The organism is Falsiroseomonas oleicola, assembly GCF_019029495.1.
Taxonomy (GTDB): Bacteria; Pseudomonadota; Alphaproteobacteria; order Acetobacterales; family Acetobacteraceae; genus Falsiroseomonas; species Falsiroseomonas oleicola.
Window position 1 is genome coordinate 574,973 of record NZ_JAERQM010000001.1, and the last position, 22,531, is coordinate 597,503.

Consider the following 22,531-nt stretch of genomic DNA (forward strand, 5'->3'; position numbering starts at 1 on the left):
TGCCCCATCGCGGGGTCGCCCGCGTGCCGAAGGCGACCCTGCTGGAGCCAGGGGGGGCTCAAATGCCCCCCCGCCACCGGTTCAGAAGGCGAGGGACAGCGTGCCCCGCACCCCGTTGCTCTGCGCATCCTGCGCGAACTGCCCCCGGTAGGAGAGGTTGAGCGAGAGGCCAGGCGCCATGTCGTAGCTGAGCCCCGCGCCGATGATCGCGGCATCCCGCGCGATCGGCACGCCACCCACCTGGAAGCCCGCGCCGCCATTGTCGAAGGCGAGCCTCGCCGTGCCGGCAACATCGCCGATCGCGTGCTGCCAGCCGATATTCGCCTGCGGCCGGAAGGTCCTGCCGCCGAGGGTGACCTCGGCCTCGGAGCGCAGGCCAAGCGTGCTGTAGGCGGTGTCCAGCGAACCGATCCGGCCCGAAAGCGCGGCATTGGAGCCGGTTTCGGTGAAGCTCTCGCCGCCGGTATTGACATAGGCCAGGCCGAGATAGGGCGTCAGCCGGACCGGGTCGAGGTCGATGCGGAAGCTGGCCTCGCCGAAGACCTGCGCGGTATTGGCGCCATAGCCGGCACGCGCCGTGCTGTTGGCATTCGGGAAGACGATGTGCCGCTTGGTGTCGACGTCGTGCCAGGCATAGGAGGCGCCGAGCTGCAGGTTGAGCGCGCCAAACTGGCCGCCGAGATAGGTGCCAAGCTCCATATTGTCGGCGTTGCCGGAGGAGTTGCGGGTATTGGCGTGGAAGCCGGTGCGGCTGACGCCCAGCACGACGCCCGCCTTCCAGTTCTCATCCAGCCGCTGGTCGATGCCGATGAAGACGCCGCCGACATTGCTGGTGACGGAGCCGGCATTGCCGTTCCCGCCCAGATGCGACCAGTCGCCGAAGCCCTGGATCCAGGCGGTGGCCCGGCCGTCCAGCGCCGACTGCGTGCCCGCCAGGGCCAGCCGGTCATCCCGCAACCTGGCGCTCACCGCCTCACGCAGGAAGCGCGACTGCTGCGAAAGCATGCCCGGCATCGCCGCATGCAGCTCGCCCGAGAGGGCGTCGAGGGCGGCGGGCACGGAACCCGTTGTCAGGTCGAGCACGGATTCATAGACCGAATTGCCGAGGCCGAGCGCCTGGATGGCATCCGCCGCCGCCGTCTGGTTGCGCGTCGTCGCATAGTCGCGGAAGGCGATATCGTTGCGCGCCAGCGTCAGCACCACGGCATCGGCCTCATAGCCGAGCACGGGCGTGAGATAGGCGAGATTGCTGGTCGCCGCGTCGAAGGCGCCGCTGACGCCGCCATCCGCCGTCAGGATCTCGTAGCGGGCGAGGTGCCGCATATAGCCCGACTGTGCGACCACGGCCACGGTGCCGCCATTGATGGTGGCGGTGCCGGTCGCGGCGATGCGGTCATGCGTGCCGTCGCCCCAGACTTCCGCCTCATAGGTCGAGCCGGCATTGAAGGTGACGTTGCCGGCGACGGAGAGCGTGCCGGGCGAATAGCCGGGCGCGGCCCTGCCGCCGCTGTTGACCATCAGGCCCGCGATCGTGCCGCTGCCCGAAATCGTCCCCTCCGCGCCGATGGTATAGGTTGATCCCGAGGTGGAACCATTGGCGAGGACGAAGCTCGTCGCGCCGACGGTGACCGGCCCGCTATAGGCATCCGCCTGCTCGAAGAACACGGTGCCGCCGCCGGCGAAGCTGACCGCGCCATTGCCTGTGATGGTGCCGGGGAAGAGGTAGTTGTCCGAGCGGTTGAAGACGAGATTGGCGTTGTTGTGGATGGTGCCGATCAGGCTGCCGGTGGTGCCGCCATTGCCGATCTGCAGCGTGCCCTCGTTGATATAGGTGCCGCCGGTATAGGTGTTGGTGCCGATCAGGATCAGCGTGCCGAGCCCTGCCTTGTTGAGCGTGACGGCGCCACTGATATCACCGCTCAGCGTGGTGTTGCCGCTCAGGACATTGATCTGGCCCGCGGTATTCACCGGCGCCGTGATATTGGCACCGAGCGTGTAGTTCGTGCCCGTGTGGTTGATGACAAGCCTGCCATTGCCGGCGCCGAAGACGATACCGTTCGTCCCGGCATGGATGCTGCCCGCAGCGGCCGCCGCGGCCTCACCCTCCAGCGCACCGATGGCGAAGACGCCGGTAGAGCCGGCATTGGAGGCAATCTGGATCATGTTCGCGGCGGAGACAGAGGCGCCATCGCGGGCCACCAGGGTCCCGTTGCCGTTGAAGCCGACGCGGAGATTGCCCGCATAGCCGCTGCGCGTGTCGACGGTGAAGCCGGTGCCTTCGCCGGAGAGCAGTACGGCGCCGACCGAATTCGCATCGACGCCGATCGCGGCGGTGTAGGAGGTGACGATGGCGCCATCGGTGACGCTGAGCTGGCCACGGCCGGATGTGCCGTTGCCAGTGCCGCCGATATACAGGTTGAGATCATTGGCGAAGGTGGTGCCTGCGCCGCTGACGTTCATGGTGGCGAGGGCCGTGGTATCCGCGCCGATATAGCCGCCATCGACGCGCAGATGGGCGCCGCCCGAGACGGAAATGGTACCGCCATCCGCGCTCAGCCAGCCGTCGGAGCTGTTCCAGTCCGCCGCAAGCCCCCGATTGGCCGAACCGATGAAGGCGGAGCTGCCCTGGCCGGAGACCGTGAAGGTGCCGCCGGCGCCGATATAGAAGCCGTTCTGCGTCTCGAAGCTCGCGCGATCGCTGATCGTGACGCTGCCCGTGGAGTCGGCGTTGCGGCCGAGCTGCACGGACCCCGACACCCAGCTCGCCCCGTCGCCGGAGACCTGCACGGTGCTGGCATGGTTGGCGGCGGCTTCGATCGAGGCCGAGCTTGTTGTCAGCACGCCATTCACGGTGAGCTGCGCGTCCTGCGCCCCGGTCATCGTCAGCGCATTGGCATTCGTGGTGCCGGTGATGCCAAGCCCGCCGCCGGTGATGGTGATGTCGCCGGCGAAGCCGCTGTTGTCACCGCTGAGGACGGTATTGCCCTGAATCTGGCGGATCTGGCCACCGCCGCTGATATTGGGAGCCAGTTCGAAACCGGCGCTGTCGGTGTGGTTGAAGACAAGCCTGCCGTTGCCGGCACCGAGGAAGATGTCGTTCGTCACGATGCTGCCGGGTGCGACCGCCAAGTCGCCTTCCGCCGCGCCGATGTTCAGCGTGCCGGTCGAGCCACTGAGGTAGGCGACGTTGATCCGATCCGCCGTCACATTCGCGCCCTCGGAGACGGTCAGCGTGCCGGTGCCGTAGGTGCCAACATACAGGCGATGCTCGGTGGCGATCGAGGAGTCCTGGCCCGAGACCGCGACGGTGCCGGTCGATCCCGCTTCAGTGCCGATGTAGAGACGATAGGCCGTGACCGCGCCACCATCGGCGACGGTCAGCGTGCCGGTGCCCAGACGGCCGACATTCATGAACCCGGCATAGTCCGTGCTGTCGTTATAGGCTTCCCAGCTGGAGCCGGCGCCGGTGACGGTCAGCGTGCCCTCGGAACCCGCCAGGTCACCCAGGGTGCCGATCACCGACCGCAGCTGCCCACCATTGCTGATGGTGACATTCGCGTTCGTGCCGCTTTCGTAGCCGGCGATGAAGGCGCCGGTCATCCGCCAGGCGGAATTGGTGCCGTCGATCGCCAGCGTTCCCTGCGAGCCGGACACCGTGCCCACATAGCCACTGGCACTGGTGACAACACCGCCATCGGTGATGTTGAGCGTGCCGTTGCCCTCGTTTCCGACATAGAGGTTGCCGGTATTGGTCCATTGGCTTCCAGCGCCGGTCACGGTCGCCGTCGCGTCATCACCGGTCATCCAGCCGATGACGCTGTGCTGGCTGCCCACGGAGCCGCCATTGGCGATGGTGAAGCCGCCATCGCGGAGATAGGTGTTGCCGGTATAGGCGCTGGCGCCCGTCATGGTCAGCGTGCCGGCGCCATTCACGTAGAGGTTGCCGGTGCCGCCGATGCTGCCGGCGAAAGTGCCGTTGCTGGCCTGGTCGAAGACGAGCGAGGCATTGTTCGTGATGGTCGAGCCCCGCAGCGTTGTCGTGTCGCCGACCAGGGTGCCTTCCGAAATCACCCAGTTCTGGTCCGCGAGGCCGGCACCGCTGCCATAGGTCAGCTGCCAGGTGCCGCTGCCAGTCTTGGTGAAGTTGCTGAAGCCCTGATACTGGCCGCCATCAGGGGTCCCGCTGCCCGTGTGGACGCCGCCCGAGAGCACGAGGCCGCGCTGGGTGGGTGTGCGGCCAATCTCGCTCACGTCGAAGCTGGCGCTGCCGGTGCCGCCAAGCGTCAGGGTGTTGACGCCGATCGTCTCGACACCGCCGCTGACACTGCCATTGGTCACGAGGCCGGTGATGGTCGAGCCGGGCATGATGACGAGCGTGTTGTCGCCGGTGCCGAAGGCGATGGCGGTGCCGCCAGGCGTCGTCGTCTCGATCGTTCCGGAGTTCGTCACCGTCGCGTTCGTGTTGCCGGTCTCGATCGCATGGCCGGTCGCGGTGATGGTGCCGGCGTTGTCGATGCTGACCGTGCCGCTGTCCGTCGCCGCCACCACGCCACGCTGGCCCTGGATGCGACCCGTGCTGGTATTCGTGATGGAGATATTACCTGAGCCAGCCGCACCCTGGACACCGATATGGGCATCCGCCGTGACATTGCCCGAGTTGACAATCTCAACAGTGCCGTTCGGAGTCCAGGCAATGAGACCCTGCAGCGTGGTCGATGTCACGTCGCCGGAATTGTCGATCGATGCCAGGCCGTTATACCCGATGACACGGATGCCCGCAGCATGGGCCTGGATGGTCCCGCTGTTGCTCACGCTGACAACGACAGGATCGGTGCTGTTGTAGCCGCCATCGGCATAGATGCCGCGGCCACCGTTGGAGGTGATCGTGGCGCTATTGGTGATGCGGACCCCACCGTCATTGGTCGTCGCCGTGATGGCGGGGCTGTCGCTGCCGGACGCCGTGATCACGCCGCTCGCGGTCAGCACGATGTTGCCGCCGATCTCGTTGCGGACCCAGACCCCGCCGGGGTTGTCACCCGAGACCAGCGTCACCTGGTCGAGCGTGATGTCGATGTCGGTATCCGCGAAGCCCGAATAGACCGTCACGGCGCTGTAGTCGGGTGAGTTGATCGAGGTGTTGCTGATCGTCAGCGTGATATCGAGCGGGCTGTTCTGGGTCGGCCGGGTGCTGACGTTGAGGAAGCCGCTGGTGATGACATGGTCCGTGACCTCGATGACCGGGCTGCCGCCGAGCAGACGCAGGTCGGCACCCGTGGTGTCGCAGGTAAGGAAGCCACCGGTGTAGAGATCACCGCCCGTGACGTTGCAGGCCGCCATCGCAACGGACGGCAAAAACATCAGCCCGGCAGCAGTCGCGGCCGTGACCGTCGCGGCCGCGTAGTTTCCCGATCCATGCGATATTGGTGGCCGATTTTTAATATTAATAATCACGACAATAACTTCCCCTTGTCGAACGCTTGGCAAATCCGCAAGCGCTGTCGTTGCAGACTGCGATGCAGATGATTTATGCAAACTTAACAGCCCGACTGTAAAGGGGGCCTCCATTGGATGAATGCCCGTTGCGGCGGTCCCGATCGAACCGGGCATACGGCTGGTTGCCGGGGCAACGAACTCCCGCGGCGCGCTTGCGCAAGCCGGGGTGAGGTGGATGGTGGTGTGCTTGAACCGGGGCACGCTCTCGTCGAGCGCCCCCAGGCGCTGTCGGCAGCGCAAACGCCGCGCCGCTTTACGCGCGGAGGCCGCCCGACGTCGGGTTCAGGGTGGCCGGAGCGTCCGGTTTGGAGCCGTCTTCGCACAGGTCCGATCAGCCCGCGCAGGCGACCCGGACGCCAATCCGTGGCAGCCTGCGAACTGCTGATCTTTAGGGGGGGGTGTTGGTAGCGGCGAGCGGACTTGAACCGCTGACCCCGGCATTATGAGTGCCGTGCTCTAACCAGCTGAGCTACGCCGCCCCGTAGCCTGAGGCGGGGCCGCGATTACGCCGCCGCCTCGCCGCTGTCAATCTTCGCCGCGCGAAGGAAGCCGCCACCGAGCACGCGATCGCCGTCATAGACCACGCAGGCCTGGCCGGCGGCGACGATATTCGGCTCGGCGAGGGCCAGGTGCAGCAGGCCGGCATCGGCATCCCAGGCGACCGTGGCCGCGCGCGGCGCCTCTCGCCCGCGCAGCTTCACCTGCACCGGGCGCGGCGTGGCGGGCGGGTCGATCAGCCAGTTCACCTCGCCAGCCACGGCCGCCTGCTGCGCCAGGGCGGCGCGCGGGGCCACCACGATGCGGCGGCGGCCGGGCTCGATGGCGGAGACGAACAGCCGCTCCCCGGCGCCACCGCCCAGGCCGAGGCCCCGCCCCTGTCCCACCGTGTAGCGGCCGATGCCCTGGTGCTGGCCGAGCACGCGGCCCTCGGTATCGACGATCTCACCCGGCTCGGCGGTTTCCGGGCGCAGCTTCGCCACAAGCCGGTCGTAGCTGCCTTCCGGCACGAAGCAGATGTCCTGGCTGTCCGGCTTGGCGGCCACCGCCAGGCCCAGGCGCTCCGCCACCGCGCGCACCGCCGCCTTGTCCGGCATGTCGCCCAGCGGGAAGCGGCAGAAATCGAGCTGGTCGCGGGTGGTGGCGAACAGGAAGTAGGACTGGTCGCGCACCGGGTCGGCGGCGCGGTGCAGCTCCGCGCCCTCGGCGCCTTCCACGCGGCGGGCGTAGTGGCCGGTGGCCAGTGCCTCGCAGCCCAGGTCGCGGGCCAGCTCCACCAGATCCTGGAACTTCACCGTCTGGTTGCAGCGGATGCAGGGGATGGGGGTTTCGCCACGGGCGTAGGTCGCCGCGAAATCGTCGATGACGGCGGCCCGGAAGCGGCTTTCGCGGTCGAGCACGTAATGCGGGATGCCCAGCGTCTCCGCCACGCGGCGCGCGTCGTGGATGTCCTGCCCGGCGCAGCAGGCGCCCTTCTTCTGGATGGCGGCGCCGTGGTCGTAGAGCTGGAGGGTGGCGCCCACCACCTCATGCCCCTGCTCCACCAGCAGCGCCGCGACGACGCTGCTGTCCACGCCGCCGGACATTGCGACCAGAATTCTCATCCCGCCGCGTCCAGCCCCTGCTGCCAGAAGCGCTGCTCCAGCCGCGCCGCCTCGCCGAAGGTGGCGGCCAGCATGGGGAAGCGGGCCTCGCCGCCATGGGTCACGCCCAGCGCGTCGATGCGGGCTGCGGCAGCGCGGGCCAGGGCCTGGTAGCCGTCCGACGAATAGGATTCGATCCAGCTCTGGTAGGGGTTGCCCTGCACCTTCCGCGCCGGGTCGGCCAGGATGCGCAGCGCAACCTCCGCATAGCCCACCGTGCAGGGGGCCAGCGCCACTTCCAGGTCCAGGATGTCGCCGGCCAGGCCGCGATCGATGACGTAGCGCGTATAGCTGACGGTCTCCGCCGATTCCGGCGTGGCGCGGACCGTGGCTTCCGGGATGCCCCATTCGGCGCAATAGGTCAGGTGCATCGTCGTCTCGGCGAGGATCGCCTGGATGGACGCCGTCTTCTCCCGCATCGCCTCCAGGCTCTCGGCCTTGAACACGGCGAGCGCCTTGGCGCGGGCGAACTGGATCAGGAACAGATAGTCCTGGATCAGGAAGTCCTGGAAGGCGGCCAGCGGCAGGCTGCCGTCGGACAGGCGGCGGCAGAAGTCATGCCAGGTATAGGCCTGCCAATCCGCCGCGCAGCCGGCCCGCAGCCGGCGGAACAGCCCACCCTCGGCGCCAAAATCCTCCCAGGGCTGCATCATCAGCCGCCGGCGTTGCGCGTGCCGGCCGGCAGCTTCACCACCAGCCCGTCCAGCGCGTCCGTCATGATGATCTGGCAGCCGAGGCGCGACGTCTCCTGCAGGTCGAAGGCGAGGTCGAGCATATCCTCCTCATCCTCCGTCGCATCGGCCAGCTTGCCGTACCAGCCGGCATCCACCACCACATGGCAGGTGGAGCAGGCGAGCGAACCCTCACACGCACCCTCGATATCGACGCCGTGCTTATGCGCGATCTCGAGCACCGAAAGGCCCAGCGGCGCATCGACTTCCTTGTGCGTCCCGTTCCGCTCGATGAAGGTCATCTTCGGCATGTCAGCCTCTACTCCGCCGCGCTGTTGTCTGAGGACTCCATGGCCCGGCGCCAGGCGGCGGCCAGGGCCGCGGCCGCTCGATCCACATCCATGGGCGACGTAAAGCGACCCATGCCGATGCGCAAGGTTGCACGTGCCTGGGCGGGCGGCAGGCCCAGCGCCTGCAACACATAGGAGGGCTCGACCTCGGCCGAGGAACAGGCCGAGCCGGTGGAGACGCAGATCTCCGGCGCCGCCGCCATGATGTCCTGGGCGGAGACGCCGCCGGGGAAGGAGAGCGACAGGTTGCCGGCCACCCGCGCCTCCGTGCTGCCATTGACGACAAGGCCCGGCACCGCCTGCGCCAGCGCGGCCTGGAAACGGGCGCGCTGCCCGGCGATGCGGCCGGCATCCAGCGGGCCTTCCAGCGCCGCGATCCGGCAGGCCTCGCCGAAGCCGACGATCAGCGGCGCCGGCAGCGTGCCGGAGCGGAGCCCCCGCTCCTGCCCGCCGCCCGAAAACAGCGGCGCCAGCCGCACCCGAGGCCGCCGGCGGACATAGAGCGCGCCGATACCCTTCGGCCCGTAGAGCTTATGCGCCGACAGCGAGAGCAGATCGGCCTGGATCTCCGCCACATCCAGCGGAATCCGCCCCGCCGCCTGCGCCGCATCCGTATGGAACAGCGCGCCATGCGCCTTCGCCAGCGCGCCAATGCCGGAAAGGTCCTGCACCACGCCGATCTCATTGTTCACCGCCATGACCGAGACCAGCAGCGTCGGCGCCTCGCCCAGGGCCGCCTCCAACGCGGACAGATCGAGCAGCCCATCCGGCCGCACCGGCAGGATCAGCGGGCCGAAACCCTCGGCGGCCAGGTCCTTGACGCTTTCCAGGACGCATTTGTGCTCGGTCGCCAGGGTGATGACCCGGCGGCGCTCGCTGCCCTGGCTGGCGGCGAAGCGCGCGGCGCCCTTGATGGCGAGGTTGTTGGATTCGGTGGCGCCGGAGGTGAACAGGATTTCGTTCGGCTCCGCCCCGATCAGCTCGGCCACATGGCCGCGCGCCTCGGCCACCGCCGCCTCCGCCTCCCGCCCCATCACATGCTCGACCGAGCCGGGATTGGCGAAATTCGCCTCCCACCAGGGCCGCATCGCCGCCAGCACGCGCGGGTCGGCCGGGGTGGTGGCGTGGTTGTCGAGGTAGATGGGCTGGTTCGCGCGGGTCATGGCCGATTATCTGGCCCCGACCAGGGCGCGGCGGGAGAGGCGATCGCGCATGGCCGACCAAGCCTGGATGAAAAGCTCCGCCGCATCTTCCGGCGCGTTCCAGGGCAGGGAGACGCGGATGCCGCCCTCCACCTCCCCCATCGCCGCCAGCACATGGCTGCGCCCGACCTTGCCGGAGGAGCAGGCGGCGCCCGCCGAGACCTGCATGCCGGCGAGATCCAGCGCGATGACCTGCGTCTCCGCCGCCGCGCCGGGAAGGATCAGGCAGGTGGTATTGGGCAGGCGCGGCGCGCCCTGCCCCGCCACCCGGGCACCCATGGCAAGGCAGGCGGCCTCGATCGCATCGCGCAGCGCGGCCAGCCGCGCGGCGGCGTCAGGCTCCGCCGCCTGCGCCGCCGCGCCGAGGCCGGCGATGGCAGGCAGCGCCTCCGTCCCGCCGCGCCGGCCGCGTTCCTGGCCGCCGCCCGCGATCAGCGGGGCGAGGGCCAGCCCCGGCCGCAGCAGCAGCGCCCCCGCGCCCTTGGGCCCGCCCAGCTTGTGGCCCGAAATGGCCAGGCTATCCGCACCCAGCCCGGCGAGCGACAGCGGCAGCCGCCCCGCCGCCTGCACCGCATCCACATGCAGCAGCGCGCCATGCGCCCGCGCCAGCGCCGCGACCTGCGCCATCGGGTGCAGCACGCCGGTCTCGTTATTGGCCGCCATCACGCAGAGCAGCGCCGGCGGGCCATCCAGCGCCGCCGCCAGCGCATCGAGGTCCAGCGTTCCATACGCCCGCACCGGCAGCAGGGTGGCGCCGGGCGCGGCGGCGAGCACCGCCGGATGTTCCGTGGCACCGACCAGCACCCGGCGCCCGGCGGACAGGCCGTGGATGGCCAGCGCATTGGCCTCCGTCCCGCCTGCCGTGAAGACCACATCCCCCGGCGCCGCGCCGAACCGCGCTGCCACCTGGTCCCGTGCCACCTCCAGCACCCGCCTTGCCGCGCGGCCGGCGGCATGGACGGAGGAGGGATTGCCCGGCAGGTCCAGCGCCGCCAGCACCGCCGCCCGCGCCTCCGGCCGCAATGGCTCCGTGGCATTGGCGTCCAGGTAGAGCGCCACGCGGTCAGGCCTCGGCCACATCCGCCAGCAGCGGCGGGATGGCACGGCCGCAGATCCGGCCGGCGACCACATCGGCCAGCGTCACCCCATCCAGGAACAGCCGGATCTGGTTGCCCAGCTCCGCCCAGAGGTCATGGGTCAGGCAGCGTTCCCCGGCCAGGCAGCCGGCGCTGCCTTCCTCGCAGCGGGTGGCGTGGATCGGCTCATCCACCGCTTCGACGATCGCCGCGATGGAAATCTCCGCCGCCGGCCGCGCCAGGCGATAGCCGCCGCCGGGACCCCGGGTGGAGACCACCAGGCCGCCACGGCGCAGCGGACCGAAAAGCTGTTCGAGATAGGCGAGCGACAGGCGCTGGGCCTGGGCGATCTCCGCCAGGCTGACCTGGCCGCGCGCGCCGCAGCGACCTTCGGCATCGTCACCGTCGCGGGCGGCCAGCTCCACCATGGCCATCACGGCATATCGACCGCGGGTGGAAAGCCTCATCCGGCACTCCCGTCCTGATTGTTTTCCCGCCCAAAGACGGGCCGGCACGGTGAAGCGGAGGCACGAACGTCCGCACAATAGCGGGCCTACACGCGATCAAGTCGCAAGAACATGCTCGCCATGCCGTGAATCCGATATGAAACCTGCCCCTGCCTCACCTATATTGGGTGAACCCCAGGGCTTGGGAACCTGCCCGGGGGTGTCCGAAGGGCGCGGGCGTGCCGCACCCACCAGAACCACGACCTAGGCCGAAGGCTGGCGACCCCCGTCGTCGGTTCGAAGCTATTGTTCCCGACTGCCGGAGTCAACAATCGGCAGACGGGTCCACCAGGATGTCGGTGGTGGTTCGGGATCGGCCCAGGACAGGCCGCGGTCGCGGCGCGTGGGTTCCCCAAACGGCCTGGAGGCTGGCGCCCTGCGCTCGCTTGCCTTCGGCCATGGCCCATGTCGGGCGGATGCCAGGCGGCACCCGCTTCGATCTGGGCCCAACATGGACTGGATCGACAGAACGATGCCTGAAGTCATGTTCGCCGGGCCCGATGGCCGGCTTGAGGGTCGCTACAACCACGCGAAGCAGGCCAATGCGCCGGTCGCGCTGATCCTGCACCCGCATCCGCTGCATGGCGGCACCATGAACAACCGCGTCGTTCACGCGCTGTACCAGCGCTTCCAGACGATGGGTTTCTCCACCCTTCGCTTCAATTTCCGCGGCGTCGGCCGCAGCCAGGGCCGCTATGATGGCGGCATCGGCGAGATTTCGGACGCCGCGGCGGCGCTGGACTTCCTCCAGGCGGTGAATCCCAACGCCTCCTCGCTCTGGGTCGCGGGCTATTCCTTCGGCTCCTATGTCGGGATGCAGTTGCTGATGCGGCGGCCGGAGATGGGCGGCTTCGTCTCCATCTCCGCCCCGGCCAGCCATTACGACTTCGGCTTCCTGGCCCCCTGCCCCTGCAACGGGCTGATCCTGCACGGCGCGGATGACGAGCTGGTGCCGGAAGGCAGCGTGCGGAAGCTGGTGGACAAGCTGAACACGCAGAAGGGCATCGCCATCGACTACCGTGTGATGCCCGGCGCCGGCCATATCTACACCCCGCCCCAGGCCGAGCAGGTGGCCGCGGCGGCGGAAGACCATGTGATGGGCGCGCTGAACCGCAACCGCATGGCGCTGGCTGCGGATTGATCCGGCTAAGCCCTCTCCCCCCTGACAGGGGGAGAGGGTTGGGTGAGGGGGGCCGCGCCGTAATCCCCCGCCTACAACAACGGCCCCACCAGCCGCCCACCCAGGGTCGGCCCCGGCGCCCCGGTCGTCCCCGGAAAGGTCAGCGGCAGACCCCGCCACACCCGGGCCGCCAGCACCCCAAAGGCCTGGGCCTCCAGCGCATCCCCGTTCCAGCCCACCACCTCCACCGCCCGCACCGGCTCGGCCAATGCGGCGCCCAAGGCGCGCATCATCGCCGGATTGCGCCGCCCACCGCCGGCCACCAGCCATTGCACCGGCGGTTCCGGGAAGTGCCGGGCCGCCGCCGCAACGCAGATGGCGCAGAAGGCCACCAGGGTCGCCGCGCCATCGGCCGGTGACAGGCCCGCCGCGCCGGCTTCCTTCAGCGCCCGGTCGAAATCCAGCCGGTCCAGGGACTTGGGCGGCGGCGCCGCCAGCCAGGGATGCGCCAGCAGCGGCGCCAGCACCCCGCCATCCGCCTGCCCGGCCAGCGCCAGGCGCCCGTCGCGGTCATAGGATTCGCCCGTCGCGCGCCGCGCCCAGTCGTCCAGCGGGCCGTTGGCCGGGCCGGTGTCGAAGGCCAGCAGCGTGCCATCCGCGCCGATCCAGGTCACATTGGCGACCCCGCCGAGGTTCAGGATGGCGAGCGGCTTCGGCAGGTCCCGCGCCATGACCGCATGCACCACCGGCACCAGCGGCGCCCCCTGCCCGCCCACCACCACATCGGCCGAGCGGAAATCATGCGCGACGGTCATCCCCGTCTCCCGCGCCAGCCGCGCCGCGTCGCCCACCTGCCAGGTGAAGCCCTTCGCATTCAGCCCGGGCCGGAAGGGCCGGTGCAGGATGGTCTGGCCGTGGAAGCCCACCACATCGGCCGGCCAGCCCACGGCGCGCACCGCCTCCACATGCCGCTCCGTCAGCCGGTCCACGCAACTCGCCAGGAAGGGATCGTCCGGCCCGATCTCCGCCGCGCGGTCCAGCAATTCGCGCAGGTCGCGCCGCAGCGCGGGGGCGTAGGGCAGGGTCAGCACCGGGCCGAGGCGGCCGATCGCCTCCCCATCCGTTTCCACCCAGGCGGCATCCACCCCGTCGAGGGAGGTTCCGCTCATCAGACCAATGGTTCGCAGCATCCCCCCAACGTGCTACGCCGCCGTCACTTCCGAAAGCCCCAGGGACCACCAAGACCCGCCATGACCGCCACCCAGGACTTCCTGCACGCCGCCCGCGAGCGCGGTTTCGTTCATCAGGTGACGGATGCGGAGGGTCTCGCGGCCCAGGGCCGGGTGACCGCCTATGTCGGCTTCGACTGCACGGCGGACAGCCTGCATGTCGGCCATCTGATGTCGATCATGCTGCTGCGCCTGTTGCAGCAGACCGGCAATCGCCCGGTGGCGCTGATGGGCGGCGGCACGACCAAGATCGGCGACCCCTCCTTCCGCGACGAGGCCCGCCCGCTGCTGACGGATGCGCAGATCGAGGTGAACAAGGCCGGCATCCGCCGCAGCTTCGACAGCTTCCTGCGGTTCGGCCCCGATGACGCCGTCATGCTCGACAATGCCGAGTGGCTCGATGAGTTGAAGTACATCCCCTTCCTGCGGGAAGTCGGGCGGCATTTCAGCGTCAACCGCATGCTGACCATGGACAGCGTGAAGCTGCGGCTGGACCGCGACCAGCCGCTCAGCTTCCTCGAATTCAACTACATGCTGCTGCAGTCCTACGATTTTCTCGAACTGCACCGGCGGCTGGGCGTGACGCTGCAGATGGGCGGGTCCGACCAGTGGGGCAATATCATCATGGGTGCCGACCTGGTGCGCCGGATGGCCAGCGCGGAGGCTTTCGGGCTGACCACGCCGCTGCTGACCACCGCCTCCGGCACCAAGATGGGCAAGACGGCCTCGGGCGCGGTCTGGCTGAATCCCGATCGCCTGGCGCCCTATGACTACTGGCAGTTCTGGCGCAATGCCGAGGATGCCGATGTCGGCCGCTTCCTGGCCCTGTTCACCGACCTGCCGATGACGGAGGTGGCGCGCCTCGGCGCGCTGGCCGGCGCCGAGATCAATGAGGCGAAGAAGGTGCTGGCCACCGAGGCCACCGCTCTGCTGCACGGCCGCCCCGCCGCCGAAACCGCCGCCGAGACCGCCCGCCGCGCCTTCGAACAGGGCGAGGCGGCCGAGACCCTGCCGAGCCATGCCACCGCTTTGCCCGCCGCCGTGGTGGATATCCTGGCGGAAGCGAAATTCGTCGCCAGCAAGGGGGAGGCGCGGCGGCTGATCGCCCAGGGCGGCATCCGCCTGAACGACACCGCCGTGGCCGATCCGGCACAGGCGGTGACCGTTGCGGATCTGCGCGACGGCGCCGCGAAACTTTCGCTCGGCCGGAAGCGTCACCTGCTGGTGCGCCCCGCCTGACCGAAGGGGACCGGCCGCCGGCCGGTTCCTTCTTCCGCCCCGCGGTCGTCGCGGGGGTGTGAATATTCGGTCATGAATTCGCCATGTTCCGCGCCGATCCTGCCCCTTGGGCCGGTCTCCCCACCGGCTGAGGCGGAGGTTGCCATGCGGCGCATGCGCATTTCGGCCTGGGTCGGCGCCCTGGCGGCCCTTGCCATCGGCATGGGCCTCGTCGCCGCCATCTATGGCTGGCAGATCCTGCCCGCCCATAACACCGGCTGGATGCTGGAAGGCACGATCGGGCCGGACCCGGTGCAGTACTGGCTCGGCTGGACCTACTTTGGCCGCGCCCCCTGGATGTGGCCGCCCGGCGCCAATCCGGATTGGGGGCTCGAGGTCGGCTCCTCCATCTTCTATTCGGATTCCATCCCGCTGCTGGCCTTCGCCTTCAAGGCGCTGCGCGGGCTGGTGGAAGTGCCGCAATACTGGGGGATGTGGCTGTTCGCCTGCGGCGCGCTGCAGGCCCTGCTCGCCTGGCGGCTGATCGGGCTGTTCACGCCGGACCCTCTGGCCCGGCTGGCCGGGGCCGCGCTGTTCGTGCTTCAGCCGATCCTGCTGCAGCGCATGGGCGGGCATTTCGCACTCGCCGGACAGTTTCTGCTGCTGGCGGCGCTGTATCTGTGCCTGACGCCAGCGGCGCCCTGGCGACGACTGCTGGCCTGGGCGGGGCTGATGCTCGCGGCGTCGCTCATCCATGCCTATCTGCTGCCGATGGTGGCCGGGCTATGGGCAACGGATTGGCTCGCCCGCGCCTGGCCCGCGGATCGTCGCAAGCTGCCTTTGGCGGTGGAGGCGCTGGCCGTGCCCGGCGCGGGGGTGGCGGGGCTCTGGGCGGCGGGGTTCTTCCTGCTCGGCGGCGGCATGGGCGGCACCTGGGGCGGCTATGGGCAGATGCAGCTCGACCTGCTGGCGCCCTTTGATCCCAGCCATTGGGGTGGGCTGCTGCCGCAACTGCCGCGGCCGGACCATCTGGAGACGGCAGACAGCTATCTTGGCCTCGGCACGCTGCTGCTGCTGGCGGGCGGGGCGCTGGCCTTCCTGCTGCGGCCACGGCCGGGGCTCTGGCGTCACTGGCCGCTGCTGGCCGGGCTCGCCGCGCTGCTGGCGCTGGCCATCACCCACCGGATCAGCCTTGGTGGGCAGGTGGTCGCGGTGCTGGCCGAGCCATCGGACAGGTTGCAGGACATCGCCGATGCGCTGCGCGCCTCCGTCCGCTTCTTCTGGCCGGTCGCCTATGCGCTGATCCTCGGCGCCATCGCCGCCCTGGCCCATGCGCTGGGTGGGCGGTGGACGGGGCTGGTGCTGGCCGCGGCGCTGGCGGTGCAGGTGATCGACCTGCGGCCGGGCTTCGACCGGCTCGCCCACTTCTTCCGCCCGGCGCCTGCCACCGCGGCGCTGCGCCTGGACGATCCCTTCTGGCTGAAGGCCAGCCTGCAGTACACGCGCATCCGCCTGGCCCCCACCGGCATGCAGGCAAGGCATTGGGAGGAGGTGGCGGTGCTGGCGGCGACTCGTGGCCTGCCCACCGATGCGGTCTATCTCGCCCGCATCGATCCCGAGGCGGTCGCCGCGCTGAACGCCGCCACCGCCCGGCGGCTGGCCGCCGGCGATCATGAGCCCGGCAGCCTTTATGTGCTGGGTAACGAGGTCATGCTGGCGGCGGCCCGCGCCGGCCTCAACCCGGCGTTGGACCTGCTGGCGCGCTTCGATGACATCTGGGTGCTGGCGCCGGGCTGGCGCGGGCCGGTGCCGGTCATGGCCGCCCCGGCACCGGCTGACCGATCCCGAACAACCCCCGCAGGAAGCCCGGCGTCAATGCCGCCAGAGGGTTGACGCTGACCTGCGGGTCCTCCGCCGGCCCGGTGACGCGGAAGGTGGCCGCGAACAGCCCGCCCCCGGCCTCCGGCGCGAACAGCCGGCCGAGGATGGGGATATTGCCCAGCAGCGAATTGAAGAAATAGGCTGGCACAATGGTGCCCGTCATGTTCAGCCGCTGCCGCCGGCGGTCCAGCGTGCCGGTCGCGGTCAGGCCGAGGGAGGCGGAAAAGGCCCGTGCCTCCCCCAGCGTCAGCACCTCCGGCGTCAGGGAGAAGGGTGCGACGAGGCGGGAGAAGCCCAGGCCGGGGCCGGAGACCGCCTCCACCAGCCCATACAGGGTCATCGCCTGCAGCAGCTTGGCGACCGCAGGCGCGTCGCGCACCGCGAAATCGGTCATCTCCGCGCTGCCTTGCAGCGGGGCGCCAGGATGGTTGCCGGCATAGCGCGCCCGCACCGAGAGCCGGCCGCCTTCCAGCTTGCGCAGCACGTCGAAGCTGCCGAGCAGCGCCCCGGCATCCTCCGCCTCCAGTTGCAGGCTGCGGCCATTGCCGGCGGGCTGGATCACCGCCTCGAACCGCCCGCGCGGCCCGGCGCGGCCGGCGAGCGTCCCGGCACGCAGCACGCCCCGACCATCGATGCGCGCCTGCGCCACCACAGCCGCCAGTTCACGCCCCTCACCCAGCAGCACGCGCTCGAACCGCGCATCGGCGGCGAAGGCGGGACCCTGATCGCCGGCCGCCTCCGACGCCGGGTCCGGAGCAGGGCCATCTTCCGCCAGCGCGCGGCGCAGATCGAGCACGGCGCCGCGCAGCGCCACCGACCACTGGGCGCCGGGGCTGGCGGGGGGCCGCGCCTCGCCGCTGAAACGGCTGCCATCCACCACCCCCTCGGTGATGGTGATACGTTCCAGCCGGGTGGCGCCGGTGAAGCTGGCCGCGCCGCGCAGGCGCAGATCGGCCGCCTCCACCCGGAAGCTCTCGATCGCCTCCAGCCGGTCGCCGGCCAGACGCAGCACCATCTCGCCGCCGGCATGCTGGCCCGGTGGCTTGGCATAGGCGAGCGGATCGATCATCAGCCGCGCATGGCGCAGTTCCGCGCGGACATGCGCGCGGCCCTGGCCGTTGCGCCGGCGTTCGCTGCGGACATCCAGGCCGATGGCGCCCTCCACCAGCTCCGGCAGGGCCAGGCCGAGCGCCACCAGCCGGCTGGCATCGGTCTCCGCCCGCACCGTCTCCCGCATCACCACCTGGCTGGCGGGCCCGTCGCGGAAATCCATCTCCACCGTCAGCCGGGCCGCGATCTCCGCCAGGGTCGCGGTGCCGCTGGCACGCAGGCCGTTATTGTCCACGGTGAGGTCCACCGTGCCGCGTTCCAGCGGCCGGCCGAGCAGCACATCGGCCATCCGCACATCCCGCAGCCGCGCCTGGGCGCGCAGTTGCAGCAGGGCCACCGGCAGGTCTGCCAGCAGCGGGAAGCCGATGGTCAGCCTGCCTTCCATGCTGCCGCGCGGATCCTTGATCGGCAGCGGACGACGCTCGAACAGGCGCAGCCTCGGGTGCTGCACCACCGCCAGCGCATCGGGGATCGGCCCGGCGAGGTTGATCTCCATCGCCGCGGTTTCCTGCGCGCCGGGCGGCAGCAGGAAGCGAACGCTGCTGTCGCGCAGCGTCACCTGGCCGCCGGATTGCCGGCCGCCGGTGACGCGCATGGAAATCTCCTCCAGCCCGAAGGTCACCCGGCCGGCGGCGCGTTCGGCGGGGGGGATCGGGCGCAGCCAATGGACCGTGGCCTCCGCCACTTCCAGCGTCCCGGTCAGGCTGGTGACGCGCGGCGCTTCCAGCCCGGCCCCCGCCTCCGCCTCGATCCGCCATTGCCCGTCGCGGGCGATGCCGGCGGTCAGGTTCTGGGTGATCCAGCTTCGCACGCTGGTGCCCAGCCCTTCCGGCCAGTGGCGGCCGAGATCGGCGATGGCGACGCGGTCGAGCCCGAGGGTCGCGGCGCCGCGCCACCGCCCCTCCCGCAGCAGCGCCTCCCCCCCCAGGGTCAGGACGGGCGGCGTCGGACCATCCAGACGCAGCCGCCCCTGGGTGAGGGTGATGCGGTCCCGGGTCCCCACCAGCGCCACCTCCAGCCCCCCCATAGGGAGGCGCCGGCCCTCCCCCAGATCCAGCACGCCCGCTTCCGTGGCCAGCCGCGCGCTGGCATCGCGCAGCGTGCCATCCGAGCCCATCCGGACCTCCGCCTCGACCCGCACGGTCGCATCCAGCCGGGACAGCGGCGCCAGCCCGGGCGCCGCCGCGGCAAGCTGCGCCGGGCGCAGCTCCGGCAGGCGCAGCCGCAGCGCAAGCTCCGCCGGGCCGTCGGTGGAGGATGTGGTCATTTCCGCGCCGATCCAGACCGGCACCCGTTCCGCCCCGAGCAGAAGCGTCGCCTCGGCATCGCCCAGCAACCCCCCGCCCAGCCGCCGGCGCAACGTCACATCCGCCGCATCCAGCACCCAGGTCTTGCCGAGCGCCGCATCCTCCACCGTGATTCGCCCGCCCAGGATCCGCAGCGATTGCAGGGCGGAGAGCGGTGTGGCGTCGGAGGGCGCGCGCATCAGCTCCGCCACCAACTCATCCAGCCCGGCGCCACCCTCCTGCCCACCCGCCTGCGCCTCGCCGGGGGTCCCCGAACCGACCAGCAGGGCCACCTGCCCCGCCGCATCGCGCCGCAAGGTCAGTTCCGGCCGCAGCAATTCCAGCCGTCGCGGTGCCAATTCGCCGCGCAGCAGCCAGGGCAGGGACAGGGTCACGGCGGCATCCGGCAATTCGGCGGCCACCACGCCCTCCGGCTGTCGCAGGCGGACGTCGCTCAGCCGCAGTTCCAGCGGTGTCAGATGCCCGTCACGCCAGCCCTGCCAGCCAATGCTGACCCGCCCCACCTCCAGCCGCGCATCGGGCGCGGTGCCAGGGACTACATAGGCATTGGCCCTTTCGGCGATGGCCTCGGCCAGGAAGGGCAGTTCGATCGGCCCCTGGGCGAGCCGCCAGGCAGCGCCGCCGGCGGCCAGCAGCAGCAGCAGCGCCAGGCCGAACAGCAGGTGCAGGGCGCGATGCGCCTCCCGCGCCACTTGACCGGCGGCTTGCCTCATCGCCACCCTGGACCTCCATGCCCAGAACACGCCCCCCGGACCCCGCAACGCCGCGCCCGGCCAGGGCCGCCGAAACCCTGCCGCGGCCGCATGACCCGGAGGCCGCCGCCCGGCTCGCCACCCGCTTCGCCGAGCGCGGGGCCGCCGAGCGTGGCTACGCCACCACGGCGGAAGGCGCCGCGCTGCTGGCCGCGCTGGGCGGGCACAGCGCCTATCTGGCCGATCTGGCGCTGCGCGAATCGGCCACGCTGCTGCGGCTGGCGGAGCGCGGCCCCGATGCGGCCTTCGCCCTGGCACTGGACCCGCTGGGCCGCGCCGACCCCACGGCGACGCGCGCCGGCGTCGCCAGCCTGCTGCGCCAGGCCAAGCGGCAGGCCGCGCTGATCGCGGCGGTGGCGGATATCACCGGCCTCTGGGCGCTGGACCGGGTGACGGGCGCGCTCTCCGACCTCGCCGATGCCTGCACCGACTATGCCTGCGCCCATCTGCTGCGGGAGGCGCAGTTGCGGGGCGAGTTGAAGCTGGCCGGCGGCGCCGCGAAGCATGACCCGCGCGCGACCTGCCGCGGCTCCGGGCTGATCGTGCTCGGCATGGGCAAGCTCGGGGGGCGGGAGTTGAACTACTCCTCGGATATCGACCTCATGCTTCTGTATGACCCGGAGGCGGCAACCTACGACAGCGACCGGGCCGGCGCCATCTATGTCCGGCTCGCCCGCGACCTTGTGCGGCTGCTGGAGGAGCGGACGGAGGATGGCTACGCCTTCCGCACCGACCTGCGCCTGCGCCCCGACCCGGCGGCGACGCCGCTCGCCGTCAGCCTGCCGGCGGCCATCACCTATTACGAGAGCATGGGCCAGAACTGGGAACGCGCCGCCATGATCAAGGCGCGGCCGGTGGCCGGGGACCGCGCGCTGGGCGAGCATTTCCTGCGCGAGATCCGGCCCTTCGTCTGGCGCCGCCACCTGGATTTCGCCGCCGTCGCCGATATCCATTCCATCAAGCGCCAGATCCACGCCCATAAGGGCCATAAGGGCGCGCATGCGGAGGTGCAGGTCGCCGGCCATGACGTGAAGCTCGGCCGCGGCGGCATCCGGGAGATCGAGTTCACCGTCCAGGTGCTGCAATTGATCTGGGGCGGCCGCGACCCCGCCTTGCGCGACCCGACCACGCTCGGCGCCCTGGCGGCGCTGGCCGCCGCCGGCAAGATCGACCGGCGCGCGGCGGCGGACCTCGCCGACGCCTATGGCTTCCTGCGCCAGGTGGAACACCGCCTGCAGATGGTGGCGGACCGGCAGACGCACAGGCTGCCGGAGGATGCGCCTGGCCTGTCCAATATCGCCTCCTTCATGGGCTATCCCACGACGGAGGCCTTCAGCACGGCCCTCACCGGCCATCTGAAGCGGGTCGAGCGGCGCTATGCGGGGCTGTTCGAGGCCTCGCCCGAGCTGAGCTCTGCCGATGGCGCCCAGGGCGACCTGGTCTTCACCGGGGTGGAGGACGACCCGGCGACGCTGGCCACCCTGCGCGCGCTGGGCTTCCAGAACCCCCCCGCGGTCGCCACGACGGTGCGCGGCTGGCACCATGGCCGCACCCGCGGCACCCGCAGCGAAAGGGCGCGGGAACTGCTGACGGCGCTGATGCCGGCCCTGCTGGCCGCCCTGGCCCGCCAGCCGCAACCGGATGCGGCGCTGATGCGCTTCGACGCGGCCCTGGCGCGGATGAGCACCGGGGTGCAGGTCCTGTCGCTGCTGGCGCGCAACCCGGCGCTGCTGGATCGCCTGGCCTTCGTGCTGGGGGCCGCGCCGCAACTGGCGGATCATTTCGCCCGCAACGCGGCGGCGCTGGACGGGCTGCTGGCCGGCCACGCCGCCCCCGGCACCGACCCCGCCATTTCCCTGCCCGCTTTGGTCAAGGACGCCCGCTTCCTGGAGGAGGCGCTGGAGGCCGCCCGGCGCATGGTGACGGAGGGCAAGTTCGAGATCGACGCCGCCGCGCTGGAAGGCCGGCTGGATACCGATGCGGCGGGCCTCGCCCGCAGCGCCCTGGCGGATGCCGCGATCGGCGCGCTGCTGCCGCGCATCACCCAGGACTTCGCGAAGCGCCATGGCAAGGTGCAGGGCGGCGCGCTGGGGGTGGTGGCGCTGGGCAAGCTCGGCGGGCGGGACATGCTGCCGGGCTCCGACCTCGACCTGATCCTGGTCTATGACCATGCGGCGGAGGCGGCCGAGAGCACGGGGGGCGCCAAATCGCTCGCGCCCTCCCAGTACTTCGCGCGGCTGGCCAACCAGATGGTCGGCGCCATGACGGCGCCGGGGGCGGAGGGGCGGTTGTATGAGGTGGATATGCGCCTCAGACCCTCCGGCTCGAAGGGGCCGGTCGCCGTCTCGCTTTCCGCCTTCGCCCGCTACCACGCGGAATCGGCCTGGACCTGGGAACGCATGGCGCTGACCCGCGCCCGCTTCGTGGCCGGCGCGCCATCGCTGAAACGCAAGGTGGAGGCGGCGATCCGCCAGGCCCAGGCGCGCGCCGCCGATGCGGCCCAGGTGCTGGAGGATGCCCGGGCCATGCGCGCCCGGCTGCGGCGCGACCTGCCGGCGGACGGCCCCTGGGATGTGAAGCACATGCCGGGCGGGCTGATGGAGGTGGAATTCATCGCCCAGGCGCTTCAGGTGGCCCATGCCCAGCGCCTGCCCGCCATCATCTCCCCCACCACCCGCCTCGCCTTCGCCGCCTTGGCCAAGGCCGGTATCCTGCCGGCGGCGGAGGCGGAGGCGCTGGTGGAGGCCGACCGGCTGTGGCGCGCCATCACCGCGCATCTGCGCCTGACCGTCGGAAGATGGCCGGAGGAATCGTTGCCCGAGCCGGTTGCCCTCGCCTTGCTCTCGGCCACCGCGAAGCTGCTGCCGGAGCCGGCGGTTGACCAACCGGCGTTCCGCGCACAGATGCGCCGCGTCGCGCAGCAGGTGCGCGCCAGCTTCACCCGCCATATCGGCGACCCCGAAACGTAACCGGAGA

General features: G+C 70.7%; 13 protein-coding genes and 1 tRNA gene. 4 read left to right on the forward strand and 10 right to left on the reverse strand.

Annotation, left to right across the window (positions count from 1 at the left end; translation table 11 throughout):
• Window positions 1-81: 81 nt before the first annotated feature.
• The 8 genes from JJQ90_RS02825 to JJQ90_RS02860 all read right to left on the reverse strand — a co-directional run bounded on the left by JJQ90_RS02825 (window position 82) and on the right by JJQ90_RS02860 (window position 10,899).
• Window positions 82-5,358, reverse strand: a complete 5,277-nt coding sequence (locus tag JJQ90_RS02825) for an autotransporter domain-containing protein (RefSeq protein WP_216872924.1) — start codon at window positions 5,356-5,358, stop codon at window positions 82-84.
• Window positions 5,359-5,895: 537 nt separating this feature from the next.
• A tRNA-Met gene (locus JJQ90_RS02830) sits at window positions 5,896-5,972 on the reverse strand.
• 24 nt (window positions 5,973-5,996) lie between these two features.
• Window positions 5,997-7,094, reverse strand: a complete 1,098-nt coding sequence (gene mnmA, locus JJQ90_RS02835) for a tRNA 2-thiouridine(34) synthase MnmA (protein ID WP_216872925.1) — start codon at window positions 7,092-7,094, stop codon at window positions 5,997-5,999.
• The gene (locus JJQ90_RS02840; RefSeq protein WP_230410312.1) at window positions 7,091-7,786 is read right to left on the reverse strand and encodes a TenA family protein; all 696 of its coding nucleotides are present in this window, start codon (window positions 7,784-7,786) and stop codon (window positions 7,091-7,093) included. The genes mnmA and JJQ90_RS02840 overlap by 4 nt, the downstream gene beginning before the upstream one ends.
• A complete protein-coding gene (locus JJQ90_RS02845) occupies window positions 7,786-8,115 on the reverse strand; it encodes a ferredoxin family 2Fe-2S iron-sulfur cluster binding protein (protein WP_216872926.1) in 330 nt (109 codons plus the stop codon). Before JJQ90_RS02845 ends, JJQ90_RS02840 begins: the two co-directional genes overlap by 1 nt.
• An 8-nt stretch (window positions 8,116-8,123) precedes the next feature.
• Window positions 8,124-9,317, reverse strand: coding sequence for a cysteine desulfurase family protein (locus tag JJQ90_RS02850; RefSeq protein WP_216872927.1), 1,194 nt, complete (start codon window positions 9,315-9,317; stop codon window positions 8,124-8,126).
• Window positions 9,318-9,323: 6 nt separating this feature from the next.
• Window positions 9,324-10,436, reverse strand: a complete 1,113-nt coding sequence (locus JJQ90_RS02855; RefSeq protein WP_216873746.1) for a cysteine desulfurase family protein — start codon at window positions 10,434-10,436, stop codon at window positions 9,324-9,326.
• Window positions 10,420-10,899 (reverse strand): Rrf2 family transcriptional regulator, encoded by a 480-nt coding sequence (locus JJQ90_RS02860; RefSeq protein WP_216872928.1) that lies wholly within the window; start codon window positions 10,897-10,899, stop codon window positions 10,420-10,422. The genes JJQ90_RS02855 and JJQ90_RS02860 overlap by 17 nt, the downstream gene beginning before the upstream one ends.
• Before the next feature lie 511 nt (window positions 10,900-11,410).
• On the opposite strand from JJQ90_RS02860, the gene JJQ90_RS02865 reads away from it, so the two are divergent.
• Window positions 11,411-12,079 (forward strand): alpha/beta hydrolase, encoded by a 669-nt coding sequence (locus JJQ90_RS02865; RefSeq protein WP_216872929.1) that lies wholly within the window; start codon window positions 11,411-11,413, stop codon window positions 12,077-12,079.
• A 71-nt stretch (window positions 12,080-12,150) separates the two neighbouring features.
• Here the strand turns inward: JJQ90_RS02865 and JJQ90_RS02870 are convergent, their stop codons facing one another.
• Window positions 12,151-13,245 (reverse strand): anhydro-N-acetylmuramic acid kinase, encoded by a 1,095-nt coding sequence (locus JJQ90_RS02870; protein ID WP_216873747.1) that lies wholly within the window; start codon window positions 13,243-13,245, stop codon window positions 12,151-12,153.
• Between the two features lie 63 nt (window positions 13,246-13,308).
• Here JJQ90_RS02870 and tyrS point away from each other — a divergent pair, with 63 nt between their 5' ends.
• Both tyrS and JJQ90_RS02880 read left to right on the forward strand, forming a co-directional pair.
• Window positions 13,309-14,526 (forward strand): tyrosine--tRNA ligase, encoded by a 1,218-nt coding sequence (gene tyrS, locus JJQ90_RS02875; protein ID WP_216872930.1) that lies wholly within the window; start codon window positions 13,309-13,311, stop codon window positions 14,524-14,526.
• A gap of 144 nt (window positions 14,527-14,670) precedes the next feature.
• The gene (locus JJQ90_RS02880; RefSeq protein WP_216872931.1) at window positions 14,671-16,398 is read left to right on the forward strand and encodes a DUF6311 domain-containing protein; all 1,728 of its coding nucleotides are present in this window, start codon (window positions 14,671-14,673) and stop codon (window positions 16,396-16,398) included.
• Here JJQ90_RS02880 and JJQ90_RS02885 read toward each other — a convergent pair.
• On the reverse strand, window positions 16,319-19,516 hold the full coding sequence (locus tag JJQ90_RS02885) for an AsmA-like C-terminal region-containing protein (protein ID WP_216872932.1): 3,198 nt from the start codon (window positions 19,514-19,516) through the stop codon (window positions 16,319-16,321). The two genes, JJQ90_RS02880 and JJQ90_RS02885, sit on opposite strands and share 80 nt — an antisense overlap.
• Before the next feature lie 17 nt (window positions 19,517-19,533).
• On the opposite strand from JJQ90_RS02885, the gene JJQ90_RS02890 reads away from it, so the two are divergent.
• Window positions 19,534-22,524, forward strand: coding sequence for a bifunctional [glutamine synthetase] adenylyltransferase/[glutamine synthetase]-adenylyl-L-tyrosine phosphorylase (locus JJQ90_RS02890; RefSeq protein WP_216872933.1), 2,991 nt, complete (start codon window positions 19,534-19,536; stop codon window positions 22,522-22,524).
• Window positions 22,525-22,531: the final 7 nt, after the last annotated feature.

Excerpts from the sequence above, each read along its gene's own strand:
- JJQ90_RS02825 (WP_216872924.1), bottom strand. The coding sequence starts at position 5,358 with ATGTTTTTGCCGTCCGTTGCGATGGCGGCCTGCAACGTCACGGGCGGT.
- mnmA (WP_216872925.1), bottom strand. The coding sequence starts at position 7,094 with ATGAGAATTCTGGTCGCAATGTCCGGCGGCGTGGACAGCAGCGTCGTC.
- JJQ90_RS02840 (WP_230410312.1), bottom strand. The coding sequence starts at position 7,786 with ATGATGCAGCCCTGGGAGGATTTTGGCGCCGAGGGTGGGCTGTTCCGC.
- JJQ90_RS02845 (WP_216872926.1), bottom strand. The coding sequence starts at position 8,115 with ATGCCGAAGATGACCTTCATCGAGCGGAACGGGACGCACAAGGAAGTC.
- JJQ90_RS02850 (WP_216872927.1), bottom strand. The coding sequence starts at position 9,317 with ATGACCCGCGCGAACCAGCCCATCTACCTCGACAACCACGCCACCACC.
- JJQ90_RS02855 (WP_216873746.1), bottom strand. The coding sequence starts at position 10,436 with ATGTGGCCGAGGCCTGACCGCGTGGCGCTCTACCTGGACGCCAATGCC.
- JJQ90_RS02860 (WP_216872928.1), bottom strand. The coding sequence starts at position 10,899 with ATGAGGCTTTCCACCCGCGGTCGATATGCCGTGATGGCCATGGTGGAG.
- JJQ90_RS02865 (WP_216872929.1), top strand. The coding sequence starts at position 11,411 with ATGCCTGAAGTCATGTTCGCCGGGCCCGATGGCCGGCTTGAGGGTCGC.
- tyrS (WP_216872930.1), top strand. The coding sequence starts at position 13,309 with ATGACCGCCACCCAGGACTTCCTGCACGCCGCCCGCGAGCGCGGTTTC.
- JJQ90_RS02880 (WP_216872931.1), top strand. The coding sequence starts at position 14,671 with ATGCGGCGCATGCGCATTTCGGCCTGGGTCGGCGCCCTGGCGGCCCTT.
- JJQ90_RS02885 (WP_216872932.1), bottom strand. The coding sequence starts at position 19,516 with ATGAGGCAAGCCGCCGGTCAAGTGGCGCGGGAGGCGCATCGCGCCCTG.
- JJQ90_RS02890 (WP_216872933.1), top strand. The coding sequence starts at position 19,534 with ATGCCCAGAACACGCCCCCCGGACCCCGCAACGCCGCGCCCGGCCAGG.